The 20,837-nt window shown below is 36.5% G+C and carries 13 protein-coding genes; 4 read left to right on the top strand and 9 right to left on the bottom strand.

The genetic code is table 11. The annotated features are described in order from the left end of the window. Positions 1-134 precede the first annotated feature (134 nt). The 7 genes from CGC58_RS09680 to CGC58_RS09650 all read right to left on the bottom strand — a co-directional run bounded on the left by CGC58_RS09680 (position 135) and on the right by CGC58_RS09650 (position 9,233). On the bottom strand, positions 135-2,930 hold the full coding sequence (locus tag CGC58_RS09680; protein ID WP_095896527.1) for a TonB-dependent receptor: 2,796 nt from the start codon (positions 2,928-2,930) through the stop codon (positions 135-137). Positions 2,931-3,154: 224 nt separating this feature from the next. Next, positions 3,155-4,219, bottom strand: a complete 1,065-nt coding sequence (locus tag CGC58_RS09675) for a lactonase family protein (protein WP_095896526.1) — start codon at positions 4,217-4,219, stop codon at positions 3,155-3,157. Between the two features lie 85 nt (positions 4,220-4,304). Further along, the gene (locus CGC58_RS09670) at positions 4,305-5,048 is read right to left on the bottom strand and encodes a succinate dehydrogenase/fumarate reductase iron-sulfur subunit (RefSeq protein WP_095896525.1); all 744 of its coding nucleotides are present in this window, start codon (positions 5,046-5,048) and stop codon (positions 4,305-4,307) included. 66 nt (positions 5,049-5,114) lie between these two features. Beyond that, positions 5,115-5,471 carry a four helix bundle protein gene (locus CGC58_RS09665; RefSeq protein WP_095896524.1) on the bottom strand — a complete coding sequence of 119 codons (357 nt, stop codon included), beginning with the start codon at positions 5,469-5,471 and terminating at the stop codon, positions 5,115-5,117. 38 nt (positions 5,472-5,509) lie between these two features. Then, positions 5,510-7,540 carry a fumarate reductase/succinate dehydrogenase flavoprotein subunit gene (locus CGC58_RS09660; protein ID WP_095896523.1) on the bottom strand — a complete coding sequence of 677 codons (2,031 nt, stop codon included), beginning with the start codon at positions 7,538-7,540 and terminating at the stop codon, positions 5,510-5,512. Between the two features lie 2 nt (positions 7,541-7,542). After that, positions 7,543-8,232, bottom strand: a complete 690-nt coding sequence (locus tag CGC58_RS09655) for a succinate dehydrogenase cytochrome b subunit (RefSeq protein WP_095896522.1) — start codon at positions 8,230-8,232, stop codon at positions 7,543-7,545. Positions 8,233-8,435: 203 nt separating this feature from the next. Next, a complete protein-coding gene (locus CGC58_RS09650; RefSeq protein WP_095896521.1) occupies positions 8,436-9,233 on the bottom strand; it encodes an MbnP family protein in 798 nt (265 codons plus the stop codon). A gap of 406 nt (positions 9,234-9,639) precedes the next feature. On the opposite strand from CGC58_RS09650, the gene cysS reads away from it, so the two are divergent. The 4 genes from cysS (at position 9,640) to hemN (ending at position 15,814) form a co-directional block, all read left to right on the top strand. Next, on the top strand, positions 9,640-11,109 hold the full coding sequence (gene cysS / locus CGC58_RS09645) for a cysteine--tRNA ligase (RefSeq protein ID WP_095896520.1): 1,470 nt from the start codon (positions 9,640-9,642) through the stop codon (positions 11,107-11,109). 365 nt (positions 11,110-11,474) lie between these two features. After that, positions 11,475-11,855 carry an HU family DNA-binding protein gene (locus tag CGC58_RS09640; RefSeq protein WP_095896519.1) on the top strand — a complete coding sequence of 127 codons (381 nt, stop codon included), beginning with the start codon at positions 11,475-11,477 and terminating at the stop codon, positions 11,853-11,855. Positions 11,856-12,694: 839 nt separating this feature from the next. Beyond that, the gene (locus CGC58_RS09635; protein WP_232748827.1) at positions 12,695-14,125 is read left to right on the top strand and encodes an LTA synthase family protein; all 1,431 of its coding nucleotides are present in this window, start codon (positions 12,695-12,697) and stop codon (positions 14,123-14,125) included. 324 nt (positions 14,126-14,449) lie between these two features. Next, complete coding sequence (gene hemN / locus CGC58_RS09630) at positions 14,450-15,814, top strand: oxygen-independent coproporphyrinogen III oxidase (protein ID WP_095896517.1); 1,365 nt, start codon at positions 14,450-14,452, stop codon at positions 15,812-15,814. 243 nt (positions 15,815-16,057) lie between these two features. Here the strand turns inward: hemN and CGC58_RS09625 are convergent, their stop codons facing one another. Continuing rightward, positions 16,058-18,706 (bottom strand): MGH1-like glycoside hydrolase domain-containing protein, encoded by a 2,649-nt coding sequence (locus CGC58_RS09625; protein ID WP_095896516.1) that lies wholly within the window; start codon positions 18,704-18,706, stop codon positions 16,058-16,060. A gap of 78 nt (positions 18,707-18,784) precedes the next feature. Then, positions 18,785-20,806 (bottom strand): M3 family metallopeptidase, encoded by a 2,022-nt coding sequence (locus CGC58_RS09620; protein WP_095896515.1) that lies wholly within the window; start codon positions 20,804-20,806, stop codon positions 18,785-18,787. Positions 20,807-20,837: the final 31 nt, after the last annotated feature.

Below are 20,837 nucleotides of genomic sequence, written 5' to 3'. Positions count from 1 at the left end.
ATTTCATAAAAAGAAAGACAGAGGACATCTCACAAAACACTCATAATCAAACTGCTTATTTTAAATATTCATCACTTTAATAATAAAAAAAAGCCACTTTTAAAAAGTGGCTTTTTACAATTCTTAATTTTTCTTTAGAAAGTATATCTCAAACCGAAGCTCCAAGTTCGTCCGAAACCAAAATAAACTCTGTTAGAAGTATCGACTCCTTTATAAAGATTATTGTTTTGATAATCATCAAATTGCTTTTGAGCTGTACCTTTAGTAGCATCATCTTTGAAGTCTGCCAACGTTTTAGCGTGCTTATTGTCGTAAGATTCTGCGATGTAGTATGTGTCTAACACGTTATCTACATTCACTGAAAATGTAATGGATTGCTTATCCGTTAAAGGTAACTTATATGAAGCATTCAAATCAAATAAATTAAAGCTTGGTAATCTCAAAGCACCTCTGTCAGCCGCTTCCTGAGTTGTAAAATCTGCTACATTCAAATTAGCATATAAATTATTTACATATCTCCAATCTACATTAAATCTTAATCCTTCAATAGGTGTAACAGTAGCCCCCAAAGAAGCTGTTTGCTGTGCAGAATCACCTACTTTTACTTTATCTAAGAATAATGTGATTGACTCTGCTCCTCCAGTAGGAACAACTTCACCTTGGCTGTTTATTAACTCATTACTTTCATTGAATAAACTTCCTTGAGCATTTCCTTCATAAAACCAGTTCCCTAAAGAAAGAGATCCTTTGAAAGTTAGGTAGTCTGTAGCTCTGATGCTTCCTTCAATCTCTAATCCTTGGTGAATTTCGGTAACTCCCAATACATTGGCATAAGCACGAATTGTTTCACCTGCAGCATTTTTCACATCATTACTTTTTCTTACGAAGCGATCTTTCCAAGAAGTTCTATAAACATTCACATTTAAGTTGGCAATGCTTGATCTAAAACCATATCCAGCTTCAATTCCAAAAATCTTTTCGTTGGTTAAGTTTGGATTTAAGAAGTTTTGATTATTTGGATAAACTGCATTAAAAAAAGGTTGTTTTGAATAGTATCCAACATTAGCAAAAATATTATGCTGTTCATTAATGTTATAATTTGCCCCTGCCTTTATATTATATCCTAAAAGATCTTTAAAACCTGTCTTTCTGTACATTGCAGTTTCTGGTTTGTTTTTGACTGCCTCTGTACCAGGCTTTAAAAACTCATCAATACGCTGAAATCCTTGTAAGGAAGAAGAGCCTTGTACGAAAGCAGAGAAATTATCATCGGAATACTCTAACTGAGCGAAAAGCCCCATCCAACGAACCTCTCCATCATTACTATATCTTATACGATTTTCTATTGGATCTATTTTTCCTCCGAAAGGATTATAATTAGGTTTATCTTTACCTACATAAGTCACATAGTTAGTTTCCGTTAGATTTCCATTAGACTTATCACCGTAAGAAGATGCTCCCCACAAATCTGTAAGTATTTGATAGTGATATCCGTAATAATACCTCCCATCAAGTCCCATATTTACTGTAAAATTTTCATTAATTTTATGATTGAAATTCGTTAAAACACCATACCAGTCGTGCGAATTCACACTTGCTCTACGAACTAGTACTCCTTTATCTGCATCTGAAGCCTTATTTTCTTTAATTAACGCTTCGAAATCATACAAACCTGTATTTGCATCTCTAAAAGAATTTAGTCTTTTTCTGTTTACAGAGCCCAAATCACCAGTTCCAAAACCACGTCCGAAAGAAGCATAAGCTACAGTACTTAAAGTAGATTGCTCAGTAATATTCCAATCCCAATTAAGCATCATAACTGGCTTATGATAAGCATTACGGCGATTTGAATATTGTTCTCCGTTCAAATATCCCCAATCTGAATTATGTTTACGGTTCGGTTTTTCAAGTGACCCTCCGTATTTTATCGCATCTGCAATAGATACCGATGATGAACGCTGATTATGCCACTGAGGTGCTCCAGTTATCATAAACTGCAAACTGTGCTTCTTAGAAGGTGCATATCCTAATGCAAAAAAGTAATTGTATCCTTCAAATTTCGTTGCATCAGCATATTTTTCTCCCGAACTACGACTAAATAAAATAGATGAAGACCAACCACTTTCACTTTTTCCTGTATTATATGCCACAAGACCTTTGTACTCGTGGTTTCCACCATTATTTCCATAACCCGCATAAGCAGCTCCTCCCTCCGTCATATCAGAAGCTCGAGTAACTACGTTAATCGTACCACCAACTGATGCAATCGCTAACTTCGAAGCTCCTAAACCACGTTGTACCTGCATTGCAGAAGTCACATCTGAAAGTCCAGCCCAGTTGCTCCAGTAAACACGACCATTTTCCATATCATTTACAGGCATACCATTAACCATTACAGCAATGTTCTCGTTAGCAAAACCACGAATATTAATTTTAGAGTCTCCAAAACCTCCCCCACCTTTAGTAGCATAAACAGATGGTGTTCTATTCAAAATTTCAGGAAACTCTTTATTTCCCAATCTCTCAACAATTTCTGCTGCCTTAACAGTGGAAACAGCTACGGGCGTTTTTCTCTCTTTTGCAATATCCAACAAAGAACTCCCTGTAACTACAACCTCTCCCAAATCTTGAGCATCAGGTTGCAGAACAACTCTTACATTGGCTTTTCCTCCTGATAATGTGTAATTTACTCTTTGAGTAACAAATCCTATGTAAGAAATTTCCAAAGTTCCTGAATTTGATTCTACTTGTAAAGAAAATTTCCCATCCATATCGGAAGAAACTCCTTTAGTAGTTCCTCTTATCACCACGTTTGCACCTGGAAGAGGCGTGTTAAGTTCTCCATCAATGACTGTTCCTGTTACAATTCCCTGTGCGTAAGTCATTGACGATAATAAAATTAAGGCTAAATTTAAAACCCAGTTTTTCATTTTTTCTATTAATATAAAAGTTAGTTTATTTAGGGTGCAAATTTGCAATTTTTTCAAATAAGAATTGTTAAGTAATTGTTAAATAATTATTGTTTAAAGAAAGAATACAGCTTTTTAGGAATAATATTTCAAAAAATACATTCACATCAAAGCAAAAATTCAAATATTATCATTTTTTTAACAAAATGATTATATAAAATAAAAAATATGCTTCATCAAAATCTCTATTTCAAAAATTGAATGCAAACAGGCTTAGGAATGCTCAATTCTGTTTTTAATTCAAGCAATCCATTTTTCTGAATTTCAAATACTTGAACAGAATTTTCATCTCGTGATGCTACAAACATATACTTCCCTTCAGAAGTTATCGCAAAATTTCTCGGGTGCTTTTTAGTTGGCTCATAACCAATCTTTTCTAATTTCCCTGATTTTTGAATAGAAAAAATTGCAATTCCGTCATTAACCAACCTATTGGAAGCATACAAAAATTTTCCGTTCGGATTAATATGAATATCGGCCGCTCCTTTTCCATCGTGAAAATCATCTGTCTCAATTGATTGTATTTCAGCATATTTATTGTTTTTACAGCTAAAAACGAATATTTTTCGAGAAAGTTCCCCTAAAACATACAAAAATTTTCCATCCGAAGAAAAAGCAAAATGTCGAGGTCCCGTTCCTTTCGGAAGTTTTATTCCTTCGTTAAGAACGCGATGTAATTTTCCCTTCTTCATTTGAAAAGAATAAATCTCATCTGTACCCAAGTCCGCTGCTAAAATTCGTTTTTTATCAGGCGAAAGTTGTGCCGAATGCAAATGAGAATGCTTTTCAAAAGGAATATTTTGAGAAATTTTTTTCAAACTTCCATTTTCAGTTACGGGAAATACGGAAATATTACCTCCCGTATAATTCGATGTTATAACATTCTTGTTATCAGAATCATACATAACATAACACGGAGCTCCTCCAAATGTATTCTGATTGCTAATGAGTTCTATTTTACCATTTTTCTTATCCAAAGAGAAAGAAAATACTTCACTGTCATTTTGGTCGTTTTCGCTTACCGAAAAAAGAAACTTCTCATCAGGCGACAAAGTCAAATAAGACGGATTTTTCACAAAAACAGAAGTTATTTTTTCAAACTTAAACGATTCTTTATCAAAATTATACAGATAAATTCCCTCACTATCGGAATCCGTGTAAGTACCCACTAAAAATTGAATATTCTTTCCGTTTTGAGCCAGAGAAATCACCGTAAACAATAATGTGATTATAGAAAAAATTTTTTTCATACAATTAAAAATAAAAAACCGAAAGTCAGATATTTAAATTTTTAAAATCTTAACTTTCGGTTATATAAAATCTCTAATTCAGTAATTATCTGCAACTTGCTTTCAAATACTCACGGTTCATACGTGCAATATTTTCCAATGAAATACCTTTCGGACATTCCACCTCACAAGCTCCCGTATTGGTACAGTTCCCGAAACCTTCCAAATCCATTTGATGAACCATATTCATCACACGGTCAGCGGCTTCTACTCGTCCTTGTGGCAATAATGCAAACTGAGACACTTTCGCAGCTACGAACAACATCGCCGATGAGTTTTTACACGTAGCCACACAAGCCCCACATCCAATGCACGAAGCAGCATCCATTGAGCGGTCGGCATCGTATTTCGGGATTGGAATAGCATTAGCATCTTGCGTATTTCCGGAAGTATTTACCGAAATATATCCACCTGCTTGTTGGATACGCTCGAAAGCAGTTCTGTCCACAATCAAATCTTTAATTACAGGGAAAGCTGTTGCTCTCCAAGGTTCGATAGTGATAGTGTCGCCATCGTTGAACATACGCATATGCAACTGACAAGTAGTGATTCCACGGTCAGGTCCGTGAGCTTCTCCATTGATGAAAAGTGAACACATACCACAGATTCCCTCACGACAATCGTGGTCAAAAGCCACAGGCTCCTCTCCTTTGGCTACCAAACTTTCATTAAGTATATCCATCATCTCCAAGAATGACATATGCTCGGAAATATCGGTTACTTTATATTCTACCATACGACCTTTGGTTTTTGAATCCTTTTGTCGCCATATCTTCAATGTTAAATTCATCGTTTTATCTTTTTAGGCAATAGGGATTGGGCAATAGGCAAATAGCCCTTAAAACCCTTATCGCAATTAGTTTTTAATTTTATTTATCAAAGCATTCAGCATTCTACTTATTTCTGAAATAATAATCTCAATATCATCATTTACAGAGATAAAGTTTAACTTTCTGGCAATATGGAACTGTGTTTCAAGCTCGAAAAGAGACCCTCGCGCAATGGACAAAAATTGCAAATAAGTCTTGGAAGAACCTCTTCCGTACCCCTCGGCAATATTCGAAGGAATGGATACCGCACTTCGGCGAATTTGACTGGTAAGCCCGTATTTTTCCTCCTCCGGAAACAAGCGAGTTATTTCATAAACCTTTGAAACCAACTCTACTGATTTTTGCCAAACAATCAATTCTTTGTATGAAGATATTCTTTCCATTCTCCAAACTGTTGCCTTTTCCCTATTGCCTAATGCCTTTATTTATAACTACGTTGTGCTAATTTTATATCTTTAAATTCTAATTCTTCTTTATGCATAATTTCCTCACTTGGGTTGTAAGTACATTTCACCTCGTTAGGGTTTCCTGTATATTCCCAAGCAGCTACATATGCATAGTGCTCGTCATCACGAAGTGCCTCACCATCAGGAGTTTGATACTCTTCACGGAAGTGACCTCCGCACGATTCGTTTCTTTCTAAAGCATCTTTGGCAAAAAGTTCACCAAGCTCCAAGAAATCGGCTACACGACCTGCTTTTTCAAGCTCGGTGTTCATTCCTGTAAGTTCTCCCGTAACTTTAACGTTTTTCCAGAAGTCTTCACGAATTTCACGAATTTCCTGAATAGCTTCTCTCAATCCTTGTGCGTTACGTGCCATTCCTACTTTATCCCACATCACTTTTCCAAGTTTTTTGTGGTAATAATCTACCGAATTCGTTCCTTTATTATTGATGAAGAATGCCAAACGCTCTTTTACAACACGCTCTGCTTCAACGAATTCAGGCAAATCTGTTGAGATTTTTCCTGTACGAATGTCAGCCGCCAAATAATCTCCGATAGTATAAGGAAGAACGAAATATCCGTCTGCCAAACCTTGCATCAAAGCAGAAGCTCCTAATCGGTTTGCTCCGTGATCAGAGAAGTTCGCCTCACCGATACAGTAACATCCTGGTATTGTAGTCATTAAGTTGTAATCTACCCAAATTCCGCCCATTGTGTAGTGCGTTGCCGGATAAATCATCATCGGTGTTTTATACGGATTTTCATCAACGATTTTTTCATACATTTGGAAAAGGTTTCCGTATTTTGCTTCAATGATTTTTTCTCCTCTTTTTATAATTTCTTCTTTGGAAGGATTTTCAATTCCGTGGATTTTACATTGTTCTCTTCCGTAGCGTTCAATGGCAGAAGAGAAGTCCAAATACACAGCCTCACCTGTTGCATTTACCCCGTAACCTGCATCGCAACGCTCTTTGGCAGCACGTGAAGCGATATCACGCGGAGCCAAGTTTCCGAAAGCAGGATAACGTCTTTCCAAGTAATAATCACGGTCTTGCTCTGCAATTTCAGTTGGTTTTTTACGTCCTTCACGGATAGCATACACATCGTCCATATTTTTAGGCACCCAAATACGTCCGTCGTTACGAAGCGATTCAGACATCAATGTCAATTTTGATTGATAATCTCCCGAACGTGGAATACAAGTTGGGTGGATTTGCGTAAAACAAGGATTCGCGAAGAATGCTCCTCTTTTGTGAGTCTTCCAAGCTGCCGTTCCGTTACAACCCATTGCGTTGGTAGAAAGGAAATATACGTTTCCGTAACCTCCCGTTGCAATTACCACAGCATGAGCTGAATGGCGTTCTACTTCACCTGTAACCAAATCACGAGCAATAATTCCACGAGCCTTGCCGTCAACTACCACAACATCCAACATTTCGTGACGATTGTACATATCAATTTTTCCACGAGCTATTTGTCGGTTCATTGCTGAATATGCTCCAAGCAAAAGCTGTTGTCCTGTCTGTCCCTTTGCATAGAAAGTACGGGAAACTTGCGTCCCTCCAAACGAACGGTTGTCCAACAATCCTCCATAATCACGAGCCAACGGAACTCCCTGAGCCACACATTGGTCGATGATATTTCCTGATACTTCTGCCAAGCGATATACGTTGGCTTCACGGGCACGGAAGTCACCTCCTTTTACAGTATCGTAAAAAAGTCGGTAGTTAGAATCGCCATCACCCATATAGTTTTTGGCAGCGTTGATACCTCCTTGTGCAGCGATAGAGTGAGCACGACGTGGCGAATCTTGATAAGCGAACGCCTTTACGTTATAGCCCAATTCAGCCAATGTAGCCGCAGCAGAACCTCCCGCAAGCCCCGTTCCCACTACAATAATATCAATATTACGCTTGTTGGCAGGGTTTACCAAGTTGATTTTATTTTTATGTTTTGTCCATTTCTCAGCGATAGGACCTTCTGGAATTTTAGAATCTAATTTCTTCATAGTTATTTCCCTAATAAATGATTAAAATAATGGAACAAAGCAACGAAAACAAATCCGCCACAAATCACAAATGAATAGATATTACCCACCTTGCTGATGAATTTTTTGCGTTTGTCATCCTTCCATCCCATTGACTGAAAAGAAGATTGAAATCCGTGAATCAAGTGGAGGAAAAGGAACACAAAACCAGCACAGTAGGCAATTACTCGCCAAGTTTCGGACATTTTTTCAACCAAGTCGGCATAATAACGGTACTCTCCGTCAATCATTCCGCTCATATCTCCTTCTACGTATTTCACGGTCATTTCGTGAACCCAGAAATCCACCAAGTGAATTCCTAAGAAGATAAGAATGAACATCCCGCTGTAAATCATATTTCGGGACATCCAAGTGGAGTTTGCCGCTCCATTATAACGGGCATACGCATTAGCTCCGCGTGCTTTTCGGTTTTGGAGTTCCAAAACAAAACCCATCACGAAGTGGAAGATAACTCCCAACATCAGAATGGGTTGCATTACACCTTGAACCAACGGATTTGTTCCCATAAAATGTGATAAGTCGTTGAACAAATCGGCACTAAAAACCGAAGTAAAATTCACCGCCAAGTGTATCACCAAAAAGACAATCAGGAAAAGTGCCGATAACGCCATCGCCACCTTTCGAGCAATAGATGTTTTAAATAGTGCTGCCATTATATTTGTTAATTGTTATTTAAAAATTTCACACAAAGTTAAATACTTTTAATGGTTTGGACAACTAAAAAAGACTTTTTCAACCTAATTTATAATCAATATAATTTAATTCAAAATACAAAATACAGAATATGACACACTTTGGTAAAAAACGAACATATTAAAAATAAAAAGAGCCCCTTAAATGGGGCTCTTTATTACTTTTAGTAAACCGATGCGGCTTTAAAAACCACAGTCGAAATATTTTCCATAATTTTGGTAATCATATCTTCATTTGAACTGCCAACAACTGCATTTTCAGAGGTTAACAATATTTTATTCTTACCGCCAAATATGTTACTTGCATTCACTTCAAAGCGTATATCTTTTGTTTTTCCTTTTTCGAGAATCAAACTTTCGGGCAGAGGCAATGTCAATTCAACCGACCTTTCCTTATTTTCGGAAGGAATGTTTCCTATTTGCACACTAAACGCTTTTCCTTCTTCTCCCCAAGTTCCTTCAAAATTCAAATGTTTGTAGCCTTTTGCCCAGCTATCCCAAGTCATTTCTGCTGCCTTTGATGCATTCCAAAATGCTTTTTGTTGGTTTTCTCCCAATTTCCAAGCTGCGTTGGAAAGCCCTACTCTTAATTTAATTTTGGTATAAGTCCCAGCCGGAATTCCTTTTAACTCAATCTTTTTGGGCATTTCATTTTTATGTTGTACCAGCAAGAAAGCTCCCTTATCAGGATTTGTGTGATGATATTTCACTTCTTCTCCTTTGTCATTCACAAGCGAAATATCACTAACGATGTATGTAAAACGCGAGCAATTAATTTTCTGATCCATTGGCGGAGGAGTCGTGTAGTCACTAAGTAGCTCAAAAGGAACATCTTGATAAACATTCTGAAACTCTAAAAATACTTTTCCTGTTTCATCAACAACTTGATTTGGTTCATCTTTTTCGCAAGAAACAACCAAAACAGAAACCAAAACTAACAATAGGCTTTTTAATTCTTTCATTTTCTCTATTTTTTACATTAATATTTTATCAATTGTATCAAATAAATTGAATACCAAGTGCAAAGCTAATCCTTATTTTCTTACTTAAAAAACTTTTTCCCCCTTTTTAATTTTCATTAACACAAAGTAACCTGAGCTTTGGACTTCTCTAAAAATATTCAAAAACACTATGCAAAAAAATCTTTCCTAAACTGAAATCTTTTGGCAATATTATAGAAAATTGTTTTCTTCTCTAAAAAGATATTTCGTATCTTTGGCGGTTGATTTTCTTCTTTCCCGAAAAGAAAGAAATTCACAGAAACTGAAAAAACTGAGAAAGCAAAATATCTTTTTTTAGTTTTTCAGCTTTTAAACTTTAATAATCTGTTAAATATTTTAAATTATTCAACTTGTAAATTTACAAAAAATGCAAGCACTAAAAATATACAACTCACTTACGGGCGAAAAGGAAAAGTTTAAACCTTTAAAAGAAGGACACGTCGGGATGTACGTCTGCGGACCTACCGTTTACAGTAACGTACATTTGGGAAACTGCCGAACCTTTATGTCTTTCGACTTAATATTCAGATACTTGAAACACATCGGATATAAGATTCGCTATGTGCGAAACATCACCGATGCCGGACATCTTACTGATGATGGCGACGTAAATAACGACCGATTCGTGAAACAATCCCGATTGGAGAAGTTAGAACCAATGGAAATCGTGCAAAAATATACGGTGGATTTCCATAAAGTATTGGAAATGTTCAACACATTGCCACCGACCATCGAGCCGACTGCCACGGGGCATATCCTCGAACAAATACAACTAACCGAAAAACTCATCAAGGACGGTTTCGCCTACGAAAGTAACGGTTCGGTGTACTTCGACGTGCAAGCCTACAATCAACGCGGACTAAATTACGGAGAGCTTTCACGCAGAAATATAGAGGAACTGTTCGCTAACACACGCGATTTGGACGGACAGAGTGAAAAACGCAACCCGCAGGACTTCGCCCTCTGGAAAAAAGCCTCGCCTGCTCATATTATGCGATGGGCTTCGCCTTGGGGAGATGGTTTTCCGGGCTGGCATTTGGAGTGTACCGCAATGAGCACTAAGTATTTAGGTGAGCGTTTTGACATTCACGGAGGCGGATTGGATTTGAAATTCCCACATCACGAGTGCGAAATTGCTCAGGGAAAAGCCGCCAACGGAGAAAGTCCGGTTCGTTATTGGATGCACGCCAATATGCTGACAATGAATGGGCAACGAATGAGCAAATCCACAGGAAATTACATATTGCCAATGCAGCTTGTTTCGGGAGAAAACGACTTTTTCGAAAAACCATTTAAACCATCGGTGGTGCGATTCTGCTTTATGCAAGCTCACTATCGAAGTGTTTTGGACATTTCCAACGAGGCAATGCTCGCCGCCGAAAAGGGCTTTACCCGACTTATGGAGGCGGTAAAAACACTTTCGTCCTTGCCTTCTGCTCAGAACTCTTCGTTCGATGTAAAAAATTGGAAGGACGAATGTTATCAAGCGATGAATGATGATTTCAATAGCCCTATTCTCATTGCACAACTTTTTGAGGGCGTTCGTGTTATTAACCTCGTAAAAGACGGGAAAGAGACGCTGACCGAAGCCGACCTTCGTGAGTTGGAAACTACTTTCAACGCCTTTGTTTTCGACGTATTAGGACTGAAAGACGAGCAACAATCCGCTGAGAATAACGATAAATTGGACGGTGTAATCCAAATGCTAATACAGATGCGTATGGAAGCTCGTGCGAATAAAGACTGGGCTTTGTCCGATAAAATCCGTAATGAGCTTGCTACTCTTGGCATAAATCTTAAGGACGGAAAAGAAGGAACAACCTATTCTATTAATTAAAACAACAGTAGAAATTAGTTGTTATATAATAGGCAATAAGAAAGTTTCACAGCTTAAATCTTTCTGTTTATAGACAGAAAAACAGAAAACAGTCTTTACAAAATAACGAAAGCAAAAGAATATAAATCCACTTTATTCTTTTGCTTTTTTTGAAAATAAATAACTGATTACTTGTTTTATACGTACAATTATTTTACCTTTGAGGCATCATTAAATTAATTCCGTTTAATGATGTGAAAAATTTCGACGTCGCAATTTACAAAATGACACGTTGGATTTCAGAAAATTCGACGTCGCAATTTTAAAACTCGCACGTATGAACTTTAAAAAACATATTTTATAAACCTTTAAATCATTTGTGTGTTATGCCGGTAAAATTTAAAGCAATTCAGAAACAAAACCCACAGAAACGCAGTGAACCTGCAAAGTGGTATCCGCACGCAATAGGTGATGGAGAAACAACCCTGCAAGACTTAGCCAATTACGCTTCGTCTGTTTCCACAGTATCTAAAGGAGATATTTTGGCAGTGCTCGAAACAATCTTAACAAAAGTAAGTGCAGACCTCTCTGAAGGACGCATCGTACGTGTGGGAGAGTACTTTACCTTACAAATGGGACTAACGGGGCTTCCTTCTGAAAAAGAAGAGGAAGTGAATGCAAGCAAAGTGAAGAGTTGTCATATTCTCTTTCGTCCCGGAAAAATGTTAAGCGATATGATTAAGCTTGCAACCTTTAAGAAATTATAAACCGAACCTTTTAAAATCCGCATACATACCCTGCGGATTTATTTTTTGTATATATAATATAGGTGTATTCATCAGGAACAATTAATTATGTTATCATTTTTAATTTTCCGAAATATACCTTTATTTTGTATTTTATTTCAGTAACAAATTTTTTGATAGAACGTTGAAGCAAATAAAATTCAACTTTTTATTTTTATAACTCACAATAATAATATTTAATAAACAATAAATACTATACAATGAATCTTTCGTTATTTGGAAAAGTTATATCAAGTGGACTTAAGTATTTCACTTATTTCTTTTTGTTCTTTCTCATTAATCGTTTTGTATTTTTATACGTATATGGCAATTATGAGGAGCTTTCCTCTCATAAAACAGATTTGGTTCAAGCCTTTTTAATGGGCGGACGATTTGATATATCCATAATTTGCTATGGATTTCTTCTTTTGGCTCTTTTTTGGTTAATATCCTTATTTATCAAAAAATCTTTCAGTCAAAAATTTGAAAAAATATATTTGAATTTCTGCAAATACTACCTTTTATTTGCTTTATTCATATTTACAAGTTTGCAAATTATTGACTTCTTTTTTTATCAATTCTTCCAATCACATATTAATATTCTCTTTTTTGGTATTTTCAATGATGATACGTCTGCTGTACTTCACTCGGTTTGGACAGACTATCCCATACTTATGATATTATTAATTTTTACGGTAGTTTTTATAAGTTTCTTAGTTTTTCATAAATTCATTTACAGGAGCTTTCAGCAGAATACAAATCGAATTTCAAAAACTGCAAGTGTTTGTTTATTGTTAATATTTCCTTCATTTGTTATAGGTATGCGTGGAAGTTTGGGAGTTTTTACGCTTCAACGCGACCATACCAACGTAAGTTCAAATACTTTTATCAATTCACTTTGCTATAATGCAGCGTATGCTTTACGGTTTGCCTACGTTGAGCTTGAAGAAAATCACATTAATCCTGATATTGAAAAAACCTTACAAAATAGCGGATTCAGCAGTTTCAATCAAGTAAAAGAAGCATATCAACAACCTGATAGTAACCTATTTGATTCTGAAATGTACGCGAGAACTCAAGAAAATGACTTCTTGAAAAAGAATCCTCCAAACGTTATTTTCTTTCTGATGGAAAGTATGAGCAATCATTATTTTGAGTTACATTCCGAAAAATTGAACTTATTAGGTGATTTAGCCCCTTTGTTGTCTGATTTATATTACTTTAAGAATTGTTTATCTTCTCACAACGGAACGATTGGTTCATTAGAGAACTTAATGATTAACACACCGAAGGGAATTGTAGCTCAGTCGCCGTATTTTGATGTTTCCTTCTCATCATCTGTTGCAAAGCCCTTTAAAGAGCAAGGATATGAAACTATGTTTATTACCGGAGCGAACCCTTCGTGGAGGAATGTGGACAATTTCATTAAGCATCAAGACTTTGATGTTATCGAAGGAAGCTCTCATATAATTAATAAAATCCCTAATGCGGAAACCTTTGCTTGGGGTGTGCACGACGGATATCTCTTTGATTATATTGCTGAAAGATTACGTACTCCTTCTGAAAAGCCACGTTTCATTTTCTCATTAACTGTAAGCAATCATACGCCTTATGAAGTACCTTTACATTACAAGCCTTATCCCATTGACATAAAAGCTCTTGAAGAAACTATCCGAGTGGACAAGCAAATGGCATCAGACAACTTTTATGCTCATCAATATGCAGCGTCGCAATTAGCAAAATTCATCCGATTTATTAAAGATTCTCCTTTAGGAAAGAATACGATTATTGCTATAACCGGCGACCATAACATCCGACAAGTTTTTGAATACGACAATGAGAATGCTTTTCTCCGACGAAGTATTCCGATACTTTTCTACGTTCCGGATGCTTATAAACCTTTGTTCTTTGATGAAAATATTATTGCTTCGCATAAAGATATCTTCCCTACATTATTTCATTTGAGCCTTTCCAATCAAAAATATGTGTACTCGGGAGATAATATGTTTTCAGAATCTTTGAGTTATCGCTTCGGTGTAAATGATTATAACTTCATTGCAGATTCTCTCGGAGTGCTTTCTGTAGAAAGTCAAAAGCCTTTATATTTCACTTGGAAGGACGAAAAGAAACGCAAACTTACTCCTGACAATTCTGATAATCCACACGCACAATTTATGTTAAACAAACTGAGAAGTTTTGAAACTTTACAAACCCTCAAAATTTACACTGACATCAAAAATCAAAAAAAGTAACTGATTAATTTATTCTTAACAAAGAAGAATTTCAGAATTTTTCTTTCTAAAAATATACAAAAACAAGAACAGTGAAAAAGAGTGTGTTTTGTGTTTTTTCCATTGTTTTTAAGTGTTAAAAAGAAAACTTTCTTCAAAATCTCAAATATTTTTCACCAATGGAAGTAAATTTTTATCTTTGCAACCTGTTATTTTTCAGATGAAGATTGGTAAATCAACTTAAAAAAAATTAGAAAAATCAACATAAAAAACAACTTACTGACATATATCATTTTTTATTAACTAAAAGTCGGCTACCTTTGCACAGCCGTTTAAAACAGAATAATGGCAATATCGCTCATACAAAAATACAACGTTGCGGGACCACGTTATACGAGTTATCCAACGGTTCCATATTGGGATAATCTTTCTTTTTCTAATGAAAAATGGATAGAAAGTCTCAAAAGGTCTTTTGCGGAAAGTAATCGTTCTGAGGGCATCAGTTTGTATATACACCTCCCTTTTTGCGAGAGTTTATGTACATTTTGCGGTTGTCACAAACGCATTACCAAGCGTCACGAAGTGGAAACCCCGTATGTTGACGCTGTACTGAAAGAGTGGAAGTTGTATCTTGATATTTTGAAAGAGCGACCACTTATTAAAGAAGTTCATTTAGGAGGTGGAACGCCTACGTTTTTCAAACCTGAGGAATTGAAACGCTTGCTTGAGGGGATTTTTGAAACTGCTGAAATTGCAGAAAATAAAGCCTTTAGCTTTGAAGGACATCCGAATAACACTACGAAGGAACATCTGCAAACGTTGTTTGATTTGGGATTCGACCGCGTTAGTTATGGTGTTCAGGATTATTCCCCAAAGGTACAGAAAGCGATTCATCGTGTTCAGCCCTTTGAAAATGTAGAAAAAGTGACACAATGGGCGAGGGAAATTGGGTATCAATCAATTAGCCACGATTTGGTTTTCGGTTTACCTTTCCAAACCCTTGAAGATGTTCTTTTTACTATTGATAAAACTAATCAACTTCGTCCTGACCGTATTGCGTTTTACAGTTATGCACACGTGCCGTGGATTAAAGGCAGCGGACAAAGAGGATTTGACGAAAGCAACCTGCCTTCGGGTGACGAAAAACGATTGCTGTACGAAACAGGAAAGAAGCATTTGATTAACGCAGGGTATGCCGAAATTGGTATGGATCATTTCTCCCTACCTTCCGATTCGATGTATAAATCTTTTGAAAACAATAACTTACATCGAAACTTTATGGGATACACGGCTTCCAAAACGCAAGTAATGATTGGCTTGGGAATGTCGGCAATAGGCGATAGTTGGTACGGTTTTGCTCAGAACGAAAAAGATTTGGATGATTATTACGCTCGAATAGAACGTAATGAAATTCCTGTTTTTAGAGGACATATTTTGAATGAGGAAGATTTAATCATCCGCAGACATATTTTGAATTTGATGTGTCATTTCAATACATCTTGGGAAGAAAATTCAATGTATTTTCCTGAAATAGAAATCGTAACAAAACGATTAAGTGAGATGGTCAGCGATGGTTTAATCCGCATTACCGATAAAAAAATCGAAGTAACCGATGCAGGAAAACCTTTCGTAAGAAATGTGTGTATGGCATTTGATTTAAGGTTACAACGCAATATTCCGAACACAAAAATATTTAGTATGACAGTGTAACAAATCGGGATTTAATAGTAAAATAGATAAACTTTTATAGTTTTCTATTTTTTGCCAAATTTTTTAGAATTAAGAATCATAGTGATTGAGTTTTTTTAGTTAGTGATTGAAAAGGGACAATGTTGTGAAACAGTCCCTTTTTCTTTTTCTGTCATTTTACCAAATAAGAAAAAGTTTTATGAATAAGCATTTTGCTCCCATAAAACTTTCTCAAATTATAGTTTATTTTTCTACCGAATCAAATTAGCAAGATGGCTGTTGCCTGAAGGTTTCATCAATTAAGTTGGCAACTAAAGCTGTCCAACCGGTTTGGTGAGAAGCTCCAACTCCCCTGCCGTTATCTCCGTGAAAATACTCATAGAAAAGAATCAAATTCTTAAACTCAGGACGTTGATACAATTCAGAATACAAACGATTTACCGGACGATTCCCATCTGAATTCTCACGGAAAATATTTATCAAGCGTTTGCTTAGTTCATCTGCTATCTCGTCAAAACTCAGCTTATTATCTTCATTTCCTGTTGGAAACTCAAAACGAGTATCTTCAAAAAATGTGTGCAATTCCCTTAAAGCATCTATCAAAATATAATTTATTGGAAACCAAATAGGTCCTCTCCAATTGCTATTCCCTCCGAATAAATTACTTGTGGACTCAGCTGGGTCGTAAGCAATCTGATAATCATTACCTTCCAACGGAACCGTAAAAGGAGTTTCATATATTTTGGAAAGTGAGCGAATGCCGTACGTGCTTAAAAACTCTTTTTCATCAATGAGGGCACGCATTAACCTTCGGATGCGGTTTTTAGGCACCAACGACAATAAAATGCTTTGATCTTTTTCGGAAGTTTGAATAATCGGATGCCTTAACTTGCTCATTCTGTATCTCTCAAACCACGAAAAACTTCTTTTTAACCTTGGGAGTTTTTCCAATGTTTCCGCATCAATATGAAGCACAGCCATCAAAGCCAACATTCCTACCACAGAACGAACTTTGATAAGTTTGGAACCTCCATCTTCAAAAATAATTTTATCATAAAAGAAACCTTCATCTTCGTCCCAAATACCTTTATTCTCCTGATTCATATGGTTTAAGGCTTTGGCGATATGAACGAAATGCCCGAAAAACTTGATAGCCATTTCCTCATACGTTTCATCTTCTTTAGATATTTCCAAACTGATTTTCAGCATACAAAGGCAGTACAAAGCCATCCACGCGGTACCATCTACCTGCTCTAAAAGTTTCACTCCGGGAATACCTTGGCTACGGTCAAAAACACCAATATTATCCAGCCCCAAAAATCCTCCTTCAAAAACATTATTATCCGTGCTATCCAAACGATTTACCCACCAAGTGAAGTTCACAGTCAGTTTATTGAACATACGTTTGAGAAAACTTATATCCGGCTTTCCAGTTCTCTCTCTATCAATGTTGTAAACCATAAGAGTTGCCCAAGGCTGCACCGGCGGATTAACATCACTGAAATTCCACTCGTAGGCAGGAATTTGCCCGTTAGGACGCATATACCATTCCTTATTGAACAATAAAAGTTGTTCCTTAGCAAATTGTGCATCAATCGCTGCCATACTAACACAATGGAAAGCAGAATCCCAAGAGGCATACCAAGGATATTCCCATTTGTCGGGCATAAGCAAAATGTCATTATTGCGTAACGTTAGCCATTCGGCATTTCGTCCATTCCAACGCTGGTGGGGAGGTTTTGGTTGTTTTGGGTCGCCCTCCAACCATTGTTCAATATCGTAATAATAATATTGTTTGTTCCATAGCAATCCTGAAAAAGCCTGTTTTTGAATCAAATACAATTCTTCGTTGGAGGAATTAAGGAGATTTCTGTAAAAGATTTCACATTCTTGCTCACGTTGCTCAAACAATTTTTCAGCTTCCAAAAATGGATTTTCCTGCTGTTGGTTTGTGAGTCGCAAAAAGACAATTTTCTGTTCTTTCGGAGCTATTTCAAAACAGTACATTGGTGAAAATTTTGTACCTTCCTGATTTTGAGTTGCCAGAGTGAAATCTCCGGAAATTACTGCTTCGTGAAATAAATCTTTTTTGAAAGGATGGTCATTTGTATGTTGGTGAATCTTTTCATCATTGGTCTCATTTTCAGTAAAAAGATGCTTATCAGCCTTGTCGAAATATAGGAAAAACGTCCCAACAGATTTATTTTCTACCTCTGTAAAATAACCACATTCATTCTTACGCAAACTGATTTTTGGCTTTTGCTCCACATCAATGAAACTCCAATAATTCCTCATCAAAAGCGTGGGCAACAGCGTCAAAGGAGCGGTTTCTTTCCCTTGATTTGTCACCGTTATTTTCATAAAAATGTCATTTTCAGTACATTTTGCATACTCTACCTGCACATCAAAATACGCATTTTCATCAAAAGCTCCTGTTTCAGGAAGCTCAAATTCAGCATCTTGCAGACCTCTCTCGGCATTAATTCTCTCCAAAGCCTCATACGGAAACGCATTTTGCGGGTACTTGTACAGATACTTCATATAAGAATGCGTAGGAGTATTGTCCAAATAATAGTACAATTCTTTAACATCCTCCCCGTGATTGCCCTGATTATTGCTCAGCCCATAAAGTCGTTCTTTCAAGATGGAGTCCTTGCCGTTCCACAAGGCTACGGAAAGACAGATATTACAAAAATTATCGCAAATTCCTGCTAATCCGTCCTCGCCCCAACGATAAGTGCGGCTACGAGCATCATCGTGGGAAATGTAATTCCAAGCATCTCCGTTTGCACTATAATCCTCACGTACAGTTCCCCACTGGCGTTCACTGAGATAAGGTCCCCAACGGAGCCATTCCTTTTCTTTTCTGTCTTTTTCCTTAATTCGTTTATTTTCCGCTGATTCTGAAATCATTTTGTATCTTATTTTTAAGATTTTCTGGTTTTTACTAAAATTTTTACAAATGATAGAATGCTTCACTTCAAAGGCTAACTACATAAGCCCGGCACGTTTTAGCAATGCATCCGGAGAAGGTTCTTTTCCTCTGAAACGTTTGTAAAGTTCCATTGGTTTTTCGCTTCCTCCTTTGCTTAATATATTCTCTTTAAAACTTTTAGCTGTATTCTTATCAAAAATACCATTTTTAGAAAACACCTCAAAAGCATCAGCATCTAACACTTCCGACCATTTGTAACTATAATATCCTGCTGCATATCCTCCCTGAAAAATGTGAGAAAATCCTGTTGAAAAGCAAGATTCAGCAATCATAGGATAAAGCTCAGTAACTGCAACTGCCTTATCTTCAAATTCTTTTACATTTTTAATCGTCTTAGGGTCGGCAGTATGCCAAGCCATATCCACGATTCCAAAACTAAGCTGACGCATCGTTTGTAAACCTTCCATAAAAGAAGAAGATTCTTTAATCTTGTTAACTAACTCGATAGGTATCAATTCATTAGTCTCATAATGCGTGGCAAACAATGCTAAAGCTTCTTTTTCATAACACCAATTTTCCAAAACTTGGCTTGGCAACTCAACGAAATCACGAGAAACGCTGGTTCCGCTCAAATTTGGGTAAGTTGTATTGGCAAGAATGCCGTGCAAAGCGTGTCCGAATTCGTGAAAAAGTGTCCGAACTTCGTAAAAGCTCAGTAACGAGGGCTGAGTTTTGGTAGGACGTGTGAAATTACAAACAATTGTTATGTGTGGACGCGAATTTTCGCCATTGCGTTTATACTGATTCTTGAATGACGACATCCAAGCTCCTGCCCTTTTGCCTGGTCTGGGGAAAAAATCGGTGTAAAATAACGATACATATTCACCTTTTTTATCTGTAACCAAATACGTATCTACTTCTTCGTGATATTTTTCAATAGTATCTATCTTTTTGAAATTCAAACCATAAAGTTTATTTGCTACTTGAAACATCCCATTTACAGCATTTTCCAATTTGAAATAAGGTTTGAGTTTTTCATCATCCAAATTGAACTTTTCTTGTTTTAATTTTTCGCTATAAAAAGTAAAATCCCATTTCTGAAAATCAGTAATTCCGTCACGTTTTAGGGCGAATGCTTTCAGTTCATCCAATTCTCGTTGAGCTGCAGGTTTAGCTTTTTTCAATAAGTCATCCAGAAAATTGTTTACAATTTCGGGCGTATCTGCCATTCTTTCTTCTAAAACAAAAGAAGCATAATTCTTGTATCCCAATAACTTAGCACGTTCGTCACGCAATTTTACAATTTCTAAAATATTTTGCTCGTTATTGTTTGCATTTTTGTTAAACCCACGACTTGCGTAGGCAACAAACATTTTTCGGCGTAAATCTCTGTTTTCGGCATATTTCACAAAAGCACTGTAACTTGGAAAATCCAAAGTGAATACCCAACCTTTTTTATTTCGGTCTGATGCTGTTTGTGCCGCCGCTTCAATGGCAAAATTCGGAAGTCCTTTTAAGTCTTTCTCGTCGGTAATATGTAGTTCAAAAGCCTGTGTTTCAGCAAGTACATTTTCTCCAAAACGAAGACTTAAACTCGAAAGTTCTTTATCTATCTCTCTCAAACGTTGTTTCTGATTTTCAGACAAATTGGCTCCGTTTCGTGTGAATCCTTTGTACGTTTTGTCCAATAGAGTGATTTCTTCAGGAGATAATTTCAGTTTCTCACGATTGTCATACACTTCTTTCACTCGAGCAAACAACTTGGCATTCAATCGAATATCATTGCTGTAATCGCTTAATATAGGGGAAATACTTTGTGCTTCTTTTTGTAATTCTTTGCTGGTCTCCGCACTGTTCAAGTTAAAAAACATCATTGTGAGTCGGTCTAACTTTTCTCCGTTGAAAGCCAAAGCTTCAATCGTGTTTTTGAAAGTAGGCTTTGTTTTTGAATTGGTAATCTTATCGATACCTTTTAAGCTTTCAGAAATGGCTTTTTCAATGGCTGGCTTAAAATCTTCTACCTTATAATCACTAAAAGGAGTTGATTGATAAGGAGTTGCAAAAATAGGTTTATTCATAGTTTGTTGTGCTTTAAGGCTACCACACACA

It is taken from the genome of Capnocytophaga stomatis (assembly GCF_002302635.1).
In the GTDB taxonomy this organism is placed as follows: domain Bacteria; phylum Bacteroidota; class Bacteroidia; order Flavobacteriales; family Flavobacteriaceae; genus Capnocytophaga; species Capnocytophaga stomatis.
This window is presented reverse-complemented; position numbering and strand designations above follow the sequence as displayed.